General features: G+C 57.9%; 15 protein-coding genes. 9 read left to right on the forward strand and 6 right to left on the reverse strand.

The genetic code is table 11. The features are described from left to right. Positions 1–85: 85 nt before the first annotated feature. Complete coding sequence (locus ACI514_RS00565; RefSeq protein ID WP_174823981.1) at positions 86–982, reverse strand: GlxA family transcriptional regulator; 897 nt, start codon at positions 980–982, stop codon at positions 86–88. A 249-nt stretch (positions 983–1,231) separates the two neighbouring features. Between ACI514_RS00565 and ACI514_RS00570 the strand changes: the two genes are divergently transcribed. Continuing rightward, on the forward strand, positions 1,232–2,368 hold the full coding sequence (locus ACI514_RS00570) for an acyl-CoA dehydrogenase family protein (RefSeq protein ID WP_007917034.1): 1,137 nt from the start codon (positions 1,232–1,234) through the stop codon (positions 2,366–2,368). Between the two features lie 101 nt (positions 2,369–2,469). Here ACI514_RS00570 and ACI514_RS00575 read toward each other — a convergent pair whose 3' ends face one another. Then, positions 2,470–3,510 carry an NADP(H)-dependent aldo-keto reductase gene (locus ACI514_RS00575; protein WP_160059355.1) on the reverse strand — a complete coding sequence of 347 codons (1,041 nt, stop codon included), beginning with the start codon at positions 3,508–3,510 and terminating at the stop codon, positions 2,470–2,472. Positions 3,511–3,755: 245 nt separating this feature from the next. Here ACI514_RS00575 and rplM point away from each other — a divergent pair, with 245 nt between their 5' ends. The 7 genes from rplM to ACI514_RS00610 all read left to right on the forward strand — a co-directional run bounded on the left by rplM (position 3,756) and on the right by ACI514_RS00610 (position 8,641). Then, entirely contained in the window at positions 3,756–4,184 is a 429-nt protein-coding gene (rplM, locus tag ACI514_RS00580) for a 50S ribosomal protein L13 (RefSeq protein ID WP_007917032.1), read from the forward strand. 14 nt (positions 4,185–4,198) lie between these two features. Beyond that, a complete protein-coding gene (gene rpsI / locus ACI514_RS00585) occupies positions 4,199–4,591 on the forward strand; it encodes a 30S ribosomal protein S9 (RefSeq protein WP_008080273.1) in 393 nt (130 codons plus the stop codon). A gap of 270 nt (positions 4,592–4,861) precedes the next feature. Continuing rightward, positions 4,862–5,455 carry a ubiquinol-cytochrome c reductase iron-sulfur subunit gene (petA, locus tag ACI514_RS00590; RefSeq protein WP_160059354.1) on the forward strand — a complete coding sequence of 198 codons (594 nt, stop codon included), beginning with the start codon at positions 4,862–4,864 and terminating at the stop codon, positions 5,453–5,455. Next, positions 5,455–6,666 (forward strand): cytochrome bc complex cytochrome b subunit, encoded by a 1,212-nt coding sequence (locus ACI514_RS00595; RefSeq protein WP_034156481.1) that lies wholly within the window; start codon positions 5,455–5,457, stop codon positions 6,664–6,666. The genes petA and ACI514_RS00595 overlap by 1 nt, the downstream gene beginning before the upstream one ends. Continuing rightward, on the forward strand, positions 6,666–7,448 hold the full coding sequence (locus tag ACI514_RS00600; protein ID WP_405122892.1) for a cytochrome c1: 783 nt from the start codon (positions 6,666–6,668) through the stop codon (positions 7,446–7,448). Before ACI514_RS00595 ends, ACI514_RS00600 begins: the two co-directional genes overlap by 1 nt. 145 nt (positions 7,449–7,593) lie before the next feature. Then, a complete protein-coding gene (locus ACI514_RS00605) occupies positions 7,594–8,211 on the forward strand; it encodes a glutathione S-transferase N-terminal domain-containing protein (RefSeq protein ID WP_007917025.1) in 618 nt (205 codons plus the stop codon). 16 nt (positions 8,212–8,227) lie between these two features. Further along, on the forward strand, positions 8,228–8,641 hold the full coding sequence (locus ACI514_RS00610) for a ClpXP protease specificity-enhancing factor (RefSeq protein WP_007917024.1): 414 nt from the start codon (positions 8,228–8,230) through the stop codon (positions 8,639–8,641). Between the two features lie 134 nt (positions 8,642–8,775). Here the strand turns inward: ACI514_RS00610 and ACI514_RS00615 are convergent, their stop codons facing one another. The 4 genes from ACI514_RS00615 to ACI514_RS00630 form a co-directional block, all read right to left on the reverse strand. Beyond that, on the reverse strand, positions 8,776–9,354 hold the full coding sequence (locus ACI514_RS00615) for a BON domain-containing protein (RefSeq protein ID WP_007917023.1): 579 nt from the start codon (positions 9,352–9,354) through the stop codon (positions 8,776–8,778). Beyond that, the gene (locus ACI514_RS00620; RefSeq protein WP_007917022.1) at positions 9,351–9,944 is read right to left on the reverse strand and encodes a phosphoheptose isomerase; all 594 of its coding nucleotides are present in this window, start codon (positions 9,942–9,944) and stop codon (positions 9,351–9,353) included. The genes ACI514_RS00615 and ACI514_RS00620 overlap by 4 nt, the downstream gene beginning before the upstream one ends. Positions 9,945–10,048: 104 nt before the next feature. Then, entirely contained in the window at positions 10,049–10,411 is a 363-nt protein-coding gene (locus ACI514_RS00625) for a YraN family protein (protein WP_160059352.1), read from the reverse strand. Next, positions 10,411–12,222 (reverse strand): penicillin-binding protein activator, encoded by a 1,812-nt coding sequence (locus tag ACI514_RS00630; protein ID WP_016985144.1) that lies wholly within the window; start codon positions 12,220–12,222, stop codon positions 10,411–10,413. The genes ACI514_RS00625 and ACI514_RS00630 overlap by 1 nt, the downstream gene beginning before the upstream one ends. 177 nt (positions 12,223–12,399) lie before the next feature. Between ACI514_RS00630 and rsmI the strand changes: the two genes are divergently transcribed. Then, positions 12,400–13,305: a 16S rRNA (cytidine(1402)-2'-O)-methyltransferase gene (gene rsmI / locus ACI514_RS00635; RefSeq protein ID WP_160059351.1), complete on the forward strand. Its 906-nt coding sequence runs from the start codon at positions 12,400–12,402 to the stop codon at positions 13,303–13,305. The last annotated feature ends 33 nt before the right edge of the window (positions 13,306–13,338 follow it).

Genomic DNA, 13,338 nt, shown 5'->3' on the forward strand with positions numbered 1-13,338 from the left:
GGTGGATCAGTCACATAAGTACTGCATGGACGGACGCAATCGCGAGCAGGCTCACTCCTACATGGGTTTGTGTATGGGCAGAGGGCTACGCAGCCTGCTGAAACTGCTGCCGATACTGATTCGGCGACAGCTCCGTGTGCTGGCGGAACAACCGCGCAAAGAAGCTCGCATCGTCGTAGCCGACCTCATAACTGATGGTCTTGATGCTTTTGCGGCTGCCGGACAGCAAGCCTTTCGCGGTCTCGATACGCAGCCGTTGCAAGTAATGCAGTGGCTTGTCGCCGGTAGCGGTCTGGAAGCGCCGCATGAAGTTGCGGATGCTCATGCCGTGCTCGCGAGCGACGTCTTCGAAGCGGAACTTGTCGGCGAAATGCTCTTCGAGCCAGTGCTGGATCTGCAGGATGATCACATCCTGGTGCAGCTTCTGCCCACCAAAACCGATGCGTCCCGGCGAATAGCTGCGCTGCACTTCATAGAGAATGTCGCGCGCCACCGCTTGGGCGACGTTGGCCCCGCAGAAGCGCTCGATCAAGTAGATGTACAGGTCGCAGGCTGACGTGGTGCCGCCGGCGCAGTACAGGTTGTCGGCGTCGGTCAGGTGCTTGTCCTGGTTGAGGTAGACCCTGGGGAAACGCTCGGCAAATGCGTTGAAGAAACGCCAGTAGGTGGTCGCTTCCTTGCCGTTGAGCAGACCGGCCTCGGCCAGCCAGAACACCCCGGTGGCTTCGCCGCACAACACCGCGCCACGGGCGTGCTGTTCACGCAGCCACGGCAGGACCTGTGGATAACGGCTGCACAGCGTGTCGAAATCGTCCCAGAACGCCGGGAGGATAATGACGTCGGCGTTTTCCAGGCCGCCGTCGACCGGCATCACAACGTCACTGAAACTGTTCACCGGTTTGCCGTCGGGGCTGACCAGGCGTGTTTCGAATGCCGGTGTCAGGCCGTGGCCCAGTTGTTTGCCATACCGCAGGCTGGCCAGATGGAAGAAATCCTTGGCTTGCATGAGAGTGGAGGCGAAAACCCGGTCGATTGCCAGGATGCTGACGCGCCGCAAGGGCGTGGAGACTTGCTTGGACATAATTCAACTTTTGTTTTGTTTTTATAAGGGAAAGTGGTCACCAGACGGCTGGATCGTCTTATTTTTTGTCGGATGTGTCCAGTGTCCTGTGTCAGAGGGGAGGCTTAGTCTCTGAAGGTCATCTACTCCAACAACAAAGAAAGGTGCCGCATGATCCCCAGAACCTTGTTCAGCTCCGAGCACGAATTGTTTCGCGACAGCGTACGAACCTTCCTTGAGAAAGAGGCGGTGCCGTTCCATGCGCAATGGGAGAAACAAGGCTATATCGACCGCAAACTGTGGAACAAGGCAGGCGAGGCGGGGATGCTCTGCTCGCACCTGCCGGAAGAGTACGGCGGGTTGGGGGCGGACTTTCTTTACAGCGCTGTGGTGATCGAGGAGGTCGGTAGATTGGGTTTGACCGGGATCGGCTTTTCGCTGCACTCGGACATTGTCGCGCCGTACATCCTGCATTACGGCAGTGAAGCGCTGAAGCACAAATACCTGCCGAAACTGGTCTCCGGCGAGATGGTCACGGCCATTGCCATGACCGAACCGGGCGCCGGTTCCGACCTGCAAGGCGTGAAGACCACCGCTGTGCTGGACGGTGATGAATATGTGATCAACGGTTCGAAAACCTTTATCACCAATGGCTTTCTCGCGGATCTGGTGATCGTCGTCGCCAAGACCGATCCGAAGGCCGGCGCCAAGGGCACCAGCCTGTTTCTGGTGGAAGCGAATACGCCGGGCTTCGACAAGGGCAAGCGTCTGGAGAAGGTCGGCATGAAGGCCCAGGACACCTCCGAGTTGTTCTTTCAGGATGTGCGTGTGCCCAAGGAGAACCTTCTGGGACAAGCTGGGGCAGGCTTCGCTTATCTGATGCAGGAGTTGCCACAGGAACGTCTGACAGTGGCGATCGGTGGCCTGGCCTCGGCCGAAGCAGCGTTGCAGTGGACGCTTGATTACACCCGTGATCGCAAGGCCTTCGGCAAGGCGATTGCCGACTTCCAGAACACTCGCTTCAAGCTCGCAGAGATGGCCACGGAAATTCAGATCGGCCGGGTGTTCGTCGATAAATGTCTGGAGCTGCACCTGCAAGGCAAGCTGGATGTGCCGACAGCGGCGATGGCCAAATACTGGGGTACGGATCTGCAATGCAAGGTGCTCGACGAGTGCGTGCAGTTGCATGGCGGCTACGGCTTCATGTGGGAATACCCGGTGGCCCGGGCGTGGGCGGATGCGCGGGTGCAACGGATCTATGCCGGCACCAATGAAATCATGAAGGAGATCATTGCGCGGTCGCTTTGATCTTCGCTGCATTGGCAGGCCTCTTCGCGAGTAGGCTCGCTCCCACAGTGGATCACCGTACCTGTGGGAGCGAGCCTGCTCGCGAAGCTTTTAGCGTTGAATCAAGGCGCAGGATTCGGATGATCCTTGTGAATCGCCTCAATCCCTTCCAGTACTTCATCCGACAGCTTCAGATCAAAACTGGCAATGTTGCTGTCCAGTTGCTCAAGCGTCGTCGCCCCAATGATGTTGCTGGTGACAAACGGTTGCTGCGTCACGAACGCCAGCGCCATTTGCGCCGGATCCAGGCCATGTTCACGGGCCAGTGCAACATAGCGGCTGCATGCTGCTTCCGACTGCGCATTGAAATAGCGGCTGAAGCGACTGTAGAGGCTCAGGCGTCCTTTCGGCGGACGCGCGCCACCCTCGTACTTGCCTGAGAGGAAACCAAACGCCAGCGGCGAATAGGCCAGTAGGCCGCACTGTTCGCGGATGGCGATCTCCGCCAGGCCCACTTCAAAGCTGCGGTTGAGCAGGTTGTACGGGTTCTGGATCGACACCGCGCGCGGCCAGCCACGGGCTTCTGCCAGTGCGAGAAAACGCATGGTGCCCCACGGCGTTTCGTTAGACAGGCCGATGTGGCGGATTTTGCCGGCTTTTACTTGTTCGTCGAGTGCTTCGAGGGTGTCTTCGAGCGGCGTCAGGTTGGATTCGATCTTGTGCTTGTAGCCCAGTTGTCCGAAAAAGTTGGTGCTGCGCTCCGGCCAGTGCAATTGATACAGATCGATGTAGTCGGTTTGCAGGCGCTCGAGGCTGGCATCCACCGCTGCGGTGATGTGTTGACGGTTATGGCGCAGGTTTTTGTCGCGGATGTAGTCGATGGTGTTGCCGGGACCGGCAATCTTGCTGGCGAGTATCCAGTCGGCGCGATCGCCGCGACTTTTGAAGTAATTGCCGATATAGCGCTCGGTGGTGGCATAGGTTTCGGCTTTCGGCGGCACCGGGTACATCTCGGCGGTGTCGATAAAATTGATCCCGGCTTCCTTGGCCCGTTCGATCTGCGCGAAGGCTTCAGCTTCAGTGTTTTGCTCGCCCCAGGTCATGGTGCCGAGGCAGATTGCACTCACGTTCAGGTCGGTACGGCCTAGCTGGCGATAGTCCATCAGGTGCTCCTTGGGCAAAACAATCATAAAAGCAGGTTGAAATATTTTTCGCAATCTGCATAATTGCCGACCTCTTTCTGCAGTGGAAGTGATGCGCCGCCGCCGAAGAATCTTGCCGTTGAACGGACGCGCCGACCCGAGCCCCCGAAAGCGTCTGTATCCGGCTGCCTTTGACTTGTCAAAGTACGCACTATTCAGTAAGATCCGCCGTCTAATTTACAGGGCGGCCCCTGAGGCTATAAAGAATGAAAACTTTTACTGCTAAACCGGAAACAGTAAAGCGCGACTGGTTTGTCGTCGACGCTGCTGGTCAGACCCTGGGTCGTCTGGCCACCGAAATCGCGAGCCGTCTGCGTGGCAAGCACAAGCCTGAGTACACTCCTCACGTTGATACCGGCGACTACATCGTCGTAATCAATGCTGAGCAGATTCGTGTTACCGGTGCTAAAACCACTGACAAAATGTACTACTCCCACTCCGGTTTTCCGGGCGGCATCAAGTCGATCAACTTTGAAAAGCTGATCGCTAAAGCCCCTGAGCGCGTGATCGAGACCGCGGTTAAAGGCATGCTGCCTAAAAACCCACTGGGTCGCGACATGTACCGTAAGCTGAAAGTCTATGCGGGCGCTGCACACCCACATACTGCTCAGCAGCCCCAAGAACTGAAGTTTTAACGGAATAGTACATTATGTCGGCGACTCAAAATTACGGCACTGGCCGTCGCAAGACCGCAACCGCACGCGTTTTCCTGCGTCCGGGTACTGGTAACATCTCCATCAACAACCGTTCGCTGGAAAACTTCTTCGGCCGTGAAACTGCCCGCATGGTAGTTCGCCAGCCGCTGGAGCTGACTGAGACTGTCGAGAAGTTCGACATCTACGTCACCGTGATCGGTGGTGGTGTAAGTGGTCAAGCTGGCGCAATCCGCCACGGCATCACTCGCGCTCTGATGGACTACGACGAAACCCTGCGTGGCGCTCTGCGCAAAGCTGGCTTCGTTACTCGCGATGCCCGTGAAGTTGAACGTAAGAAAGTTGGTCTGCGTAAAGCGCGTAAGCGTCCGCAGTACTCGAAGCGTTAATTCCGCTTCCGCGTTCAAAAAGAACGCCCGCCTCCTCACGGAAGCGGGCGTTTTTTTATGCCTGCGATTTATCAAAGAATTGCGCTGCGACAACTTGCCACTTCCGTAGACCCCCTATACTGCAAGGCTTGAGGGTAAGAGCTCCGGGTAATTCCCTTGTCAGAATTGGGGCTTTTCATTACCATTCGGCAAAATTTTTATAAGTAGCATTTGATTTATTTAGTAGATGCCTGATTTAACAGGCCACAAAAGCTGATGGGAGAGGACTGAATGAGCAATGACGGCGTGAATGCAGGCCGGCGTCGCTTCTTGGTAGCAGCCACATCCGTGGTGGGTGCTGCAGGAGCGGTGGGGGCTGCGGTCCCGTTCGTGGGGTCATGGTTTCCCAGTGCCAAGGCGAAAGCCGCCGGTGCACCGGTGAAAGTGAATATCAGCAAAATCGAACCAGGACAGCAGATGATTGCTGAGTGGCGCGGCCAGCCGGTGTTCATTGTCCGCCGTACTGCGGAAATCCTGGGGAATCTCAAGAAGATCGAGGGCCAGCTCTCCGATCCAACCTCCAAAAACTCCACGCAACCCACCTATGTCGACCCTGAAGTGCGCTCGATCAAGCCGGAAATTCTGCTGCTGATCGGAATCTGCACACACCTGGGTTGCTCACCAACCTTCCGTCCCGAAGTGGCACCTGCGGATCTCGGTAAAGACTGGGTCGGTGGCTATTTCTGCCCTTGCCACGGTTCCCACTACGATCTGGCTGGCCGCGTCTACAAGTCGCAACCTGCGCCTTTGAACCTGCCAGTTCCCCCGCATTCCTATGAGACCGATGACCTGATTGTCATTGGCGTCGATACGGAGAAAGCGTGATGAGCAAGTTCATGGATTGGGTTGATGCGCGCTTTCCTGCGACCAAAATGTGGGAAGACCATCTCAGCAAGTATTACGCTCCGAAAAACTTCAACTTCTTCTATTTCTTTGGCTCTCTGGCGCTGCTGGTGCTGGTGAATCAGATCGTCACCGGTGTCTGGCTGACGATGAGTTACACGCCGTCGGCAGAAGAAGCCTTCGCCTCCGTTGAATACATCATGCGTGACGTCGAGTACGGCTCGATCCTGCGTCTGCTGCACTCGACCGGCGCTTCAGCGTTCTTCATCGTGGTTTATCTGCACATGTTCCGGGGCTTGCTTTACGGCTCGTACCAGAAGCCGCGCGAGCTGGTCTGGGTGTTCGGCATGCTGATCTACCTGGCGCTGATGGCTGAAGCGTTCATGGGTTACCTGCTGCCATGGGGTCAGATGTCCTATTGGGGCGCCCAGGTGATCATTTCGTTGTTCGGTGCGATTCCGGTCATCGGCAACGACCTGACCCAGTGGATTCGTGGTGACTATCTGATCTCCGGAATCACCCTGAACCGCTTCTTTGCCTTGCACGTTGTCGCGCTGCCGATTGTGATTCTCGGCTTGGTGGTGCTGCATATTCTGGCGTTGCACGAAGTGGGTTCGAACAACCCTGACGGCGTCGACATCAAGAAGCACAAGGACGAAAACGGCATCCCGCTGGACGGCATTGCCTTCCATCCGTACTACACCGTGAAAGACATTGTCGGTGTCGTGGTGTTCCTGTTTATCTTCTGCTTTATTGTGTTCTTCTTCCCGGAAATGGGCGGCTACTTCCTCGAAAAACCAAACTTCGAGCAAGCTAACCCGTTCAAGACACCAGAGCATATTGCGCCGGTTTGGTACTTCACACCGTTCTACGCAATCCTGCGTGCGATCCCTGACAAACTCATGGGCGTTATCGCCATGGGGGCGGCGATTGCGGTGCTGTTCGTGCTGCCGTGGCTTGACCGCAGCCCGGTCAAGTCGATGCGCTACAAAGGCTGGCTGAGCAAAATCTGGCTGCTGGTGTTCTGCATTTCGTTCGTGATTCTCGGTGTTCTCGGTGTTCTCGCTCCGACACCGGAGCGAACCTTGCTCTCGCAGGTCTGCACCTTCCTGTACTTCGCCTACTTCATTCTGATGCCGTTCTACACCAGGCTCGAGAAGACCAAACCGGTTCCGGAAAGGGTGACTGGCTGATGAAAAAGTTATTTTTTGCTCTGATTTTTGCTGCGTTGCCTGTGCTGTCGTTCGCTGCTGAACACGGTGGTCCGGAGCTGGAAAAAGTAGACATTGATGTCTCCGATAAAGCTGCCCTGCAGGACGGTGCGCGCACCTTCGCCAACTATTGCATGGGCTGCCACAGCGCCAAGTTCCAGCGTTATGAGCGCGTCGCCGATGACCTCGGTGTGCCGCACGAACTGATGCTGGAGAAGCTGGTGTTCACGGGTGCCAAGATCGGCGATCACATGACCATTGGCATGCAGCCGGCTGACGCCAAGACCTGGTTCGGCGCGGCACCACCGGATTTGACCCTGGTGGCGCGAGTGCGTGGCACCGACTGGCTTTACGGTTACCTGAAGTCGTTCTACGAAGATCCGGCACGTCCGTGGGGCGTAAACAACAAGGTTTTCCCGAACGTCGGCATGCCTAACGTACTGGTCGGTCTGCAAGGTCGTCAGATCATAGACTGCAAGCAGGTGCCGATCGTCGAGGACGGCAAGAAGCAATATGACCCACTGACCGGTACGCCGTTGACGCATGAGGCGTGTGATCAACTGGTCATCGTGCCGAAGACTGGCGCTCTGAACGAAGAGCAGTTCGATGAGAAGGTCAAGAATCTGGTAACCTTCCTGGCTTACTCGGCTAACCCGGTTAAGCTGCAACATCAGCGCATCGGTACTTATGTCTTGCTGTACCTGGCGTTCTTCTTTGTGTTCGCCTATCTGCTCAAGCGTGAATACTGGAAAGACGTGCACTGATACGCTTCAAGCATTGCTGTTAATCGCGCGCGCCCAAGGGCGCCTCCGATAGCGCAACTCTGGTCAGCCAGACGTTGCGGGAGGCGCCCTCTGGGCGCGCGCGTTTTTCCGGTTCCGATAATTTCAACAAGCGAGGAGGATCGCCATGGGCGTGACCAATCGGTTGGCCTGTTACTCCGACCCCGCCGACCACTATTCCCACCGAGTGCGCATTGTGCTTGCAGAGAAGGGTGTCAGCGCCGAGATCATTTATGTGGAAGCTGGTCGCCAGCCGCCTAAACTGATTGAGGTAAACCCTTACGGCAGTCTGCCAACGCTGGTGGATCGTGACCTGGCGTTGTGGGAGTCGACCGTGGTGATGGAATATCTGGATGAGCGTTACCCGCACCCGCCGTTGATGCCGGTTTACCCGGTGGCGCGTGCCAACAGCCGTCTGCTGATTCATCGTATTCAGCGCGACTGGTGTGGTCTGGTGGATCTGATTCTGGATCCCAAGTCCAAGGAGGCCGCGCGAGTCGTGGCGCGCAAGGAATTGCGTGAAAGCCTGACGGGCGTGTCGCCATTGTTTGCCGACAAGCCGTTTTTCCTCAGTGAGGAACAAAGTCTGGTGGATTGCTGCCTATTGCCAATACTCTGGCGTTTGCCGATTCTGGGTATTGAACTGCCGCGGCCAGCCAAGCCGCTGCTTGATTATATGGAGCGCTCGTTTGCGCGTGAGGCTTTCCAGGCGAGTCTGTCTGGTGTCGAACGCGATATGCGCTAAGGCTTAAGGAGCCGCTATGAACTCCAGTCGACCTTATCTGGTCCGCGCGCTCTACGAGTGGATTGTTGATAACGATTGCACCCCGCACATGCTGGTCAATTCCGAGTACCCGGCAGTGCAGGTACCGCAAGGTTTCGCCAGTGACGGGCAGATTGTCCTGAACATCTCGCCGAGTGCTGTGCGTCATCTGCACATGGACAACGACGTGGTGACCTTCGAAGGTCGCTTCGGTGGTGTCCCGCACAGCTTGTACGTGCCGATCAGCGCGATCCTGGGGATCTACGCCCGGGAGAACGGTCAGGGTATGGTGTTTGATCTCGAGTCGCCGATGGATGACGAAGAAGAGATCGAGTCGGACGACGACTTGCCACCACCGGACAGTGAGCCACCGCGTCCTAGCGGCCGGCCTAGTTTGAAAGTGGTGAAGTAATAAAAAAGGCGATCCGGATGGATCGCCTTTTTTATTACGTAGGAGCTGCCGAAGGCTGCGATCTTTTGATCCTGATCTTTTAAAAGCAAGATCAAAGGATCGCAGCCTTCGGCAGCTCCTACAGAGATCGTGTATCAGTCGATGTATTCGAACAGCTTGACGATTTTCTGCACGCCGGAAACACCCTGAACCAGATTGGTTGCCTGAGTGGCTTCCTGTTTGGTCAGCAGACCCAGCAGGTAGACGATACCGTTCTCGGTCACGACCTTGATGCGCGAGCCAGGGATGCTGGCGTCGGTGAGCATTTGCGTCTTGATCTTGGAGGTCAGCCAGGTGTCGTTCTGGCGAGCCAGGAAACCGGATGGCGGTATGACTTGCAGTTCGTTATGAACGGTTTTTACCCGTTGGACCGCGGCTGCTGCCTGTTCGGCTTTGGCTTTCAGGTCTGCTCGAGGTGTTTGGCCGGCCAGCAGTACGACGCCGTTGAAGCTGGTGACGACGATGTGCGAATCGTTGTCCAGGGCCGGGTCGGCTTTGGCTACGTTCACGCCCACTTTGGTTTCAATCAACGAGTCGTCGATCTTGCTGCCGAAGGTGCGGGTGCCACGATCGTCGTCGATCGGTGCTTCACGGCTGGCGTTCACCACCGAGGTGCAGCCGCTGATGCCGAGGCACAGGGTCAAGGCCAGAAGGCCAAGGCGATTAGGGGTCATTCTTCACTCCCGAACAGTTGGCTGTCGATCAGATCGCAAAGGCAATGGATCGCCAGCAAGTGGACTTCTTGAATACGTGCAGTGACATTGGCCGGTACGCGAATCTCGACGTCCTCGGGCAACAGCAGCGACGCCATGCCGCCGCCATCGCGTCCGGTCATAGCTACGACAATCATTTCGCGATCATGTGCGGCCTGGATCGCTTGAATAATGTTCGCCGAGTTGCCGCTGGTCGAAATCGCCAGCAAGACATCGCCTGGCTGACCGAGCGCACGGATCTGTTTGGAGAATACTTCGTTGTAGCTGTAGTCGTTGGCGATCGAAGTAATCGTCGAGGTGTCGGTGGTCAGGGCGATCGCCGGCAGACTCGGACGCTCGCGCTCGAAGCGGTTGAGCAGCTCGGAGGAGAAGTGCTGGGCATCGCCGGCCGAGCCGCCATTGCCGCACGAAAGCATTTTGCCTTCGTTGAGCAGGGCGTTGACCATGATCTGGCTGGCTTGCTCGATGTGCGGTGCAAGTACGTCCATCGCCTGTTGCTTGGTGTCGATACTGGCCTGGAAAAGCTGGCGAATTCGGGATTGCATGTCCATCTGTGTGACCTTAAGTAGCGCGGCTGTCCGGCACATGAATGTGCAGCCCGCAAAGCAAAGAGCAAAATTTGTCGGTGGGATTGTCCGGGTCGCAACGCCGCCGATCAACTGTCGAAAGCATTCTGCAACCAGTTCAGCTGATCCGGATGGCTGTCGATGGCCACCACGTCGAAGCGGCAGGGGGAATTGGCCCAACGCGACTCGCGCTGAAGAAAATACTGTGCAGCGAAAATCAGTTTCTGCTGCTTGCGCCCATCGATGCTAGCGAGCGCGCCACCCCATTGAGTGTTTTTTCTGTAGCGAACTTCAACGAATACTACTGTATCGCCATCAAGCATGACCAGATCAAGCTCGCCGCGTTTACAAAACCAGTTCTGCGCCAGCAGGCGCAGACCTTGTTGTTGCAGATGCTCGAGCGCCAGGCGCTCGGCATCCTTGCCGCTTTGCGAGCGTGACCTGTCGGGCATCAGCGCGGAGTGTCCGGCAGGCGCTGTACCTGGCCGCTGACGAACTGCGCCCAAGGCAACTGACGCACAACACGCTGGGTCTGGGTCATGCCGAGGCTGCCCGACTCACCATCGATGCGGCTGTCCGGCAGGGCTTTGAGTTGACCCAGGCGCGGTGCCAGACGATAGGCATCCACACCCATCGCGTACAGGCGGCCGAGGCTGCCGGCGGCTTGCGGCCACTGTGCAACCACTTGCTGACGCAGTGGATCGCTGTTGTCGAGCAGCCACGGCGTTTCGCAGAAGCGAATGCCGTTCATGTCGTTGTACTGGTTGACGTCGCCACTGGCGCTGTAAACGTGCGAAGTCGCGTAAACGGGAACGTCACCGGCGTACTGGAAGTTCAGGGTCGGCTTGATCTGCTGTGCCTGTTGCGGCGTGGCAGCGAGGAAGATGAACTCGATGTCCTGACGACGCGAAGGCTGCGCGGCTACGTTGGTGCCAGCGGCATTTTGCAGGCTCTTGGCGCGGGCTTCGCTTTGACGCAGCTGGAACATGTCGGCGATTTGCTGGGCCAGTTGCACCGGCTGATCAACACGCTCGGTCGCTACGATGCTGCCACCGTTAGCCTGCCAGTCCTGGCTGAAGGCACGCAGGACGCGGTCGCCCCATTCGCCTTTCGGTACCATGATGGCGGCGCGATGCAGGCCATCGGCACGGGCGCGGCGCGAGACTTCGCGGGCTTCGTCTTCAGCGGCCAGACCGAACTGGAACAGTTGCGCCGGGCCTTGATCACCTTCGCTGTAGTTCAGCGCGAGGGTGGTGATCGGCAGTTGCGGGCGAGTGCTCAGTTGTTTGACCAGTGGTTTTTCCAGCGGGCCAACGACCAGTTGCACGCCGTCAGCCTGAGCCTTGCGGTAGAACTCGTCCATCGAGGTCAGCTTGGAGCTGTCGTAGAACTCGATCGCTGGCGGCTTTTGTCCGGCCTGCTGAGCCTGGTAGTGCGCAGCCATGAAGCCTTCGCGCAGTGCTTTACCGACCGCTGCCAACTGACCATCTTGCGGCAGCAGCAGGGCGATTTTGCTCAGGGGCTGGCTGGCCAGTTCCTTGAGTTTGGTCAGCGGCAGCGGCAGGTTGATTGCGGCCGGGTGCTTTGGATTCTGTGCACGCCAGGTGTCGATCGCGGCTTGCTGCTGTTCCAGTGTGCCGGCAGATTTCACAGCCAGTGCCAGACCCATCCAGCCGCCGAGGTCGTCGGTGGTGTTGGGTTGCAGTTGATCAGTTGGCAGCGAGCCGATCAGGGTCCAGATGGCTTCGTGGTTCTTGCTCGCGGCTTCGCCTTGCAGCATCGGTGCGATGAATACGCGCTCGCGAGCAGCAGCCAGGGTCTGGCCGTCGGCCTCAAGGGCGCGGGCGTGGACGGTGCCGGTGCGCACTTGCTGCTCTTCTGGCATTTCGCCCAGGTGTTGCAGGCTTGGATGGCTCAGGGCAGTCAGCGCGGCTTTCGGCTGATTGCGAGTCATCGCCAGTTCAGCGTTCAAGGTGCTGGCGAAAATCTGCTGGCCTGGCTTCAGTTGCTCCATCGGCACTTGTTGCAGGATTTGCGCGGACTGTCCGGCATTGCCCTGGCGGTAAGCCAGATCTGCAGCGCTGAGGCGCAACAGAGCGGCTTTTTCCGGGGTTTTCGCCTGGGTCGCCTGTTCGAGCAGTTGCTCGATGCTGGCATCCGGGGTCCGTGGAAGTTCGCCAAGGCTGGAGGAAGGGGAGCTGGCGCAAGCCGCCAACAGGGCAGCGAGGCAGAGGGCAGTGAACAGCCGCAGGCAAGCGATCATGTAAGTGTTCCTGATACTCGATCAAATTAGCGTCGAATTGTACCCAAGCACTGGCCGGGGCGCGATGTTAGTGGCGTGAAACGGACAATTTAGCTGGAGTAAATGTTGCGGCGGCGCACAACGGCGTGCAAAACCGGGTTCGGCTTGAGCGCATCGCAAGCCTCGTGACGCGCTACAATGGCCGCTTTTACCGATCACGAGGTGTGCGCTTTGACTGCTCCAGGTTCCCTGAATTCCGCTGCTGGCTCGCTTTATGTGGTGGCGACGCCCATCGGCAACCTGGACGACATCAGCGCCCGGGCCCTGAAGATCCTCCGCGAAGTGGCATTGATCGCCGCCGAAGACACCCGCCACTCGGCGCGGCTGATGCAGCACTTCGGGATTGGCACGCCGCTGGCTGCCTGTCACGAACATAACGAAAGAGATGAGGGTAGCCGCTTTATTACCCGTCTGCTGGCGGGCGATAACGTCGCGCTGATTTCCGATGCGGGGACACCGCTGATTTCCGATCCGGGTTATCACCTGGTGCGGCAGGCTCGTGCGGCTGGAATCAATGTGGTGCCGGTGCCGGGTGCCTGCGCCCTTATCGCCGCACTGTCGGCGGCCGGTCTGCCGTCCGACCGCTTCATCTTCGAAGGTTTTCTGCCGGCCAAATCGGTCGGGCGCAAGGCGCGACTGGAAGCCGTCAGGGAAGAGCCGCGTACATTGATCTTCTATGAAGCACCGCACCGCATTCTTGAATGCCTGCAGGATATGGAAGCAGTGTTCGGCGGTGAGCGTCAGGCATTGCTCGCCCGGGAAATCACCAAAACCTTCGAGACGCTAAAAGGTCTGCCGCTGGCTGAGCTACGCGCGTTCGTCGAGTCGGACAGCAATCAGCAGCGCGGCGAATGCGTCGTGTTGGTGGCTGGCTGGACGGCGCCGGAGTCCGAAGACGCCGTCAGCAGCGAAGCGATGCGCATCCTCGATCTGTTGCTTGAAGAGATGCCGCTCAAGCGTGCTGCCGCGCTGGCAGCGCAGATCACTGGCGAACGCAAAAACGTCCTGTATCAGGTTGCGCTGGATAAACAGAAAGGCGTGTAAGCCGTCGCCCATAGCGGTCTTGAGGCTTTTAGC

It is taken from the genome of Pseudomonas sp. M20, from assembly GCF_045037865.1.
Classification (GTDB): Bacteria; Pseudomonadota; Gammaproteobacteria; order Pseudomonadales; family Pseudomonadaceae; genus Aquipseudomonas.

Bases quoted from the DNA above. Each gene is read 5' to 3' on its own strand.
- ACI514_RS00610 (WP_007917024.1), top strand. From the start codon at position 8,228: ATGAACTCCAGTCGACCTTATCTGGTCCGCGCGCTCTACGAGTGGATT.
- ACI514_RS00630 (WP_016985144.1), bottom strand. From the start codon at position 12,222: ATGATCGCTTGCCTGCGGCTGTTCACTGCCCTCTGCCTCGCTGCCCTG.
- ACI514_RS00625 (WP_160059352.1), bottom strand. From the start codon at position 10,411: ATGCCCGACAGGTCACGCTCGCAAAGCGGCAAGGATGCCGAGCGCCTG.
- ACI514_RS00600 (WP_405122892.1), top strand. From the start codon at position 6,666: ATGAAAAAGTTATTTTTTGCTCTGATTTTTGCTGCGTTGCCTGTGCTG.
- petA (WP_160059354.1), top strand. From the start codon at position 4,862: ATGAGCAATGACGGCGTGAATGCAGGCCGGCGTCGCTTCTTGGTAGCA.
- rsmI (WP_160059351.1), top strand. From the start codon at position 12,400: ATGGCCGCTTTTACCGATCACGAGGTGTGCGCTTTGACTGCTCCAGGT.
- ACI514_RS00595 (WP_034156481.1), top strand. From the start codon at position 5,455: ATGAGCAAGTTCATGGATTGGGTTGATGCGCGCTTTCCTGCGACCAAA.
- ACI514_RS00620 (WP_007917022.1), bottom strand. From the start codon at position 9,944: ATGGACATGCAATCCCGAATTCGCCAGCTTTTCCAGGCCAGTATCGAC.
- ACI514_RS00605 (WP_007917025.1), top strand. From the start codon at position 7,594: ATGGGCGTGACCAATCGGTTGGCCTGTTACTCCGACCCCGCCGACCAC.
- rpsI (WP_008080273.1), top strand. From the start codon at position 4,199: ATGTCGGCGACTCAAAATTACGGCACTGGCCGTCGCAAGACCGCAACC.
- rplM (WP_007917032.1), top strand. From the start codon at position 3,756: ATGAAAACTTTTACTGCTAAACCGGAAACAGTAAAGCGCGACTGGTTT.
- ACI514_RS00615 (WP_007917023.1), bottom strand. From the start codon at position 9,354: ATGACCCCTAATCGCCTTGGCCTTCTGGCCTTGACCCTGTGCCTCGGC.
- ACI514_RS00570 (WP_007917034.1), top strand. From the start codon at position 1,232: ATGATCCCCAGAACCTTGTTCAGCTCCGAGCACGAATTGTTTCGCGAC.
- ACI514_RS00575 (WP_160059355.1), bottom strand. From the start codon at position 3,510: ATGGACTATCGCCAGCTAGGCCGTACCGACCTGAACGTGAGTGCAATC.